2 protein-coding genes and 1 pseudogene are annotated in these 3,735 nt (G+C 72.3%); all 3 read left to right on the forward strand.

The annotated features are described in order from the left end of the window. Positions 1–472 precede the first annotated feature (472 nt). A complete protein-coding gene (locus ACWEVN_RS47055; protein WP_452055603.1) occupies positions 473–1,384 on the forward strand; it encodes an alpha/beta fold hydrolase in 912 nt (303 codons plus the stop codon). Positions 1,385–1,600: 216 nt separating this feature from the next. Further along, positions 1,601–2,956, forward strand: a complete 1,356-nt coding sequence (locus ACWEVN_RS47060; RefSeq protein ID WP_452055604.1) for a helix-turn-helix domain-containing protein — start codon at positions 1,601–1,603, stop codon at positions 2,954–2,956. Positions 2,957–2,981: 25 nt separating this feature from the next. Beyond that, positions 2,982–3,735, forward strand: a pseudogene (locus ACWEVN_RS47065) (PucR family transcriptional regulator); the annotation flags it as partial.

The following is a 3,735-nucleotide window of genomic DNA, read 5'->3' on the forward strand; positions in this document are numbered from 1 at the left end:
GCCCCAATGTGGCGTTGGGTGCGTCCAACGCACCGAACGCCACATTGGGTGCGTCAGATGCACCCAACGCCACATTGGGGCGCATGGGCCGCCTCCCCGACCCGCGCCGGGCCGCCCGAGCCGTGTCCCGATGCCACCACCCGGTCCAACGTGCGCACCGGCATCGGCAGCACCCGCCGCCACGGGCGGCGACCCGGCCAAGCCGGCCGTGGGCCCTGGGGAACGAAATGGAAACTCGCGCGGCAGGACATCAGCGCGTCCGGTGCGTCATTGCGACCATGCCTTCGAGGATTACCGGATACCGGCGGAATGTCGATACGCATTCCCGGTGACGTCGCGAAAACCCGCATGCACCGCCGCCTTTTCCCCAACGTTCTTGTCATGGCCGTCCGTGATTCTCCGGTGGTGGCGTTCACCACATCCGCGGCAGCAGTCGGATGCCCTAATTTCGGGTCCGCGAGAAAGGCCGCCCATGACCGTCAAAACCCTCATCCTGCACGGCCGCCGCATCCGGCTGCACGAGCACCTGCCACCCGCACATTCCGGCGACGAAGCGGTCGTGCTGCTGCACGGGATCGCCGGCAGCGCCGAGACCTGGGCACCGGTGCTGGCCCGCTGCGATGGCCGCCGCGTGCTGGCGCTCGACCTGCCCGGCCACGGCGAATCCGAGGCACCCCGCGCCGACTACGGCCTCGGCGCGATGGCGAGCACCGTGCGGGACGTCCTGGCGGTGTCCGGCGTCAAGCACGCGACGATCGTCGGGCACTCGCTCGGCGGGGGCATCGCGCTGCAGTTCGCCTACCAATTCCCGGAGATGTGCGACCGCCTCGTCCTGGTGGGCAGCGCCGGCCTCGGGCCGGAGGTCAGCCCGGTGCTGCGGGCCGCCGCACTGCCGGGCGCACCGGCCACAATGGCCCTCGCCGTCAACCGCGTGACCCTCGCGATCGCCCGGGCCGCCGCGCGGCTCGGACGCCGGCTGGGCGGGTCGCTCAAGCCCGAAACCCGGGAACTGGCCCGGCATTTCGGCTCACTGGCCGACCCGGCGCGGCGGCGGGCGTTCCTGTTCATCGCGCGCAGCCTGATCGACCTGCGCGGCCAGCGCGCGAGCGCCGTCGACAAGCTCTACCTCGCCGAAGCCGTGCCGGTGCTGCTGGTCTGGGGCGCGCGCGACCCGCTCATCCCGGTGGCGCACGGCCGCCGGACGGCCGCACTGCTGCCGGACAGCCGCTTGACCGTGCTGGAAAACGTGAAACACTTTCCGCACGTGGCCGAGCCGGATCGCTTCTGCGCCCTGCTCAACGAGTTCCTCACCGAGACCGCGCCCGCCCGGCTCACTCTCGACGACGTCGTCACGCGGCTGACAACCGAGCGGCCACCCCTCTGAAAAGTTGTCACGCGCGCACCATCGGCGCGCGCCGGAAGTGTCACCTCCTCTCGCGCCGTTCCACCCGTTCGGGTGTAGTCCGGACGGGTTACCGCAAAGTCAGCGGACAACCCGTTGACAGTGCCGTTCGCGCGAAATTATGTTGCCTGAGCCACAAAAACCGGATCGGCGTTCCCGCCGACGAGGCCGATTTTGTTGCCAGCAAGGATAAAACACATGACCGACGTGGACACCGGATTCGCCGCCCCCGTCCTGCGGGCCGGGCGGCCGAACTCCGGCGAGCGCACTCCCGGACCGGCCTACCGGCAGCAGTCCGTGTCGGCCGACCGGCCCCGGCCCGCCTACCCACCCGCCCCGCGCACCCCGGCGGATCCCCGGCACGGGCGCGCTTCCGGCGCGATCGGGCTGTGGGCGTCGCTGCCCCGCGAGCTGGCGGTCCGCTTCAAGCCGCGGGTCGACCCGCTCGCCCGCGCCATCCTGCAGGAGGTGCAGCGGGCGGTGCCCGAGTACCGCCAGCCGCTGGAGGGCGCGTTCGGGCACATCATCACGCAGGGTGTCCGGCAGTCGATCATCCAGTGCCTCGACAGTGTCGGCACTCCCGGTGCCGTCCCGCTCGAGACGTGGACGACCGTGTTCCGCAACCTCGGCAAAATCGAGTTCAACGAGGGCCGCAGCCTCGACTGCCTGCAGACCGCCTACCGGGTCGGCGGGCGGGTCGCGTGGCGGCACATCAGCGAGTTCGGGCAGAGCGCCGGCGTCTCCGCGGACACGCTCTGCACGAGCGCCGAAGCCATTTTCGCCTACGTCGACGAGATCTCCGCGCTCTCGATCGAGGGCTACACGGCGGCGCAGACGCGCGCGGCCGGCACCCGCGCCCGCCGCCGGAGACGGCTGCTGGAACTGCTGCTCGCCGACCCGCCGTCCGCGCCGCAGACCATCACCGCGCAGGCCGCCACGGCGCAGTGGCCCCTGCCGGCCGAAGTCACCGTCGTCGCCCTCGAACCACGCGCCGACCAACACAGCCTGGCCGCGCCCGACCTGCACTCCGACGTCCTCGTGGACCTCGAAGGCAGCGAGCCGTGCCTGGTCACCGGTGCTCCGGAGAAGCACCTGAAGAACCTCGCCGAGCGGCTGCCGGGCTGGCGCGCGGTGATCGGCCCGACCGTGCGGCTCACCGACGCGCCGCGCTCGCTGCTCTGGGCGCGTCGCACGCTGAAGCTCGTCCAACGCGGTGTGCTGCCGGACGCGCCGGTGACGCGCTGCACCGACCACCTGTCCACGCTCTGGCTGCTCGCCGACGAGTTCCTGGTCCGCGAGCTGTGCGCACGCAGCCTGCAGCCGTTCGAGGACCTCACGCCGAAGCAGCGCGCGCGGCTCGGCGAGACGCTGCTGATCTGGCTGCAGTCCCGCGGCAGCGCCCCCGAAATCGCGAAGAAGCTGAAGGTGCACCCGCAGACCGTCCGGTACCGGATGCACCAGCTCATCGATCTGTTCGGCGACCGGCTCGACAACGCCGACGACCGGCTCGACATGGAGATCGCGCTGCGCGCGGAGGCACTCCTCGGTTCCTGACTCCTCTTCCACAATGGGGTGGGCGATGACGGGACCGCCCGTCGAAACGAACTTCGGACCGATGCTCGGCGGCGACGGCCGGCCAGGACAGCTGTGGGCGATGCTCCCCCGCGAGCTGGCGGCGGTGTTCCGGCCGCGGCTGCTGGACGTCGCCGACGAGGTGCTGCGCGAGATCCAGCGGACCATCCCGGACTACGCGCGGCCCCTCGACGGGGCGTTCGGCAAGGCGCTGCGGGCCGGCGTCCAGGCGGCGATCCTGCAGTTCATCGACCGGATCGCGGCGTCCGGGCCGCTGCCGGAGGAGCGGCGCAGAGTGTTCGTCGGACTCGGCGTGCACGAGCTCGCGCAGGGCCGCAACCTCGACGTCCTGCAGGCGGCGTACCGGGTCGGCGCGCGGGTGACGTGGCGGCGGATGGCGGAGGTGGGGACGCGGGCCGGCGTCCCGTCGGCGACGCTGTGCCTGCTGGCCGAGGCGATCTTCGCCTACATCGACGAGCTGTCCGCGTTGTCGATCGAGGGGCACGCGGCGGCCCAGGCGCGGGCGGCGGGCGCGCTGGAACGGCGCCGGCGCCGGCTGCTGGACCTGCTGCTGGCGGACCCGCCGTCGCCGTCCCGGACAGTGCAGGAAGCGGCGACGGCGGCGGAGTGGCCGTTGCCGCACCGGCTCGTCGCGGTGGCGCTCGACGGCCCCGCCGACGTCACCGGGCTGGCCGCGCTGGAGGACTTCGAAGACGGCACCCCGCGGCTGCTGCTGCCGGCCCCGGCGGACCGGCGTGCGC

This window comes from Amycolatopsis sp. NPDC003861 (assembly GCF_053605405.1).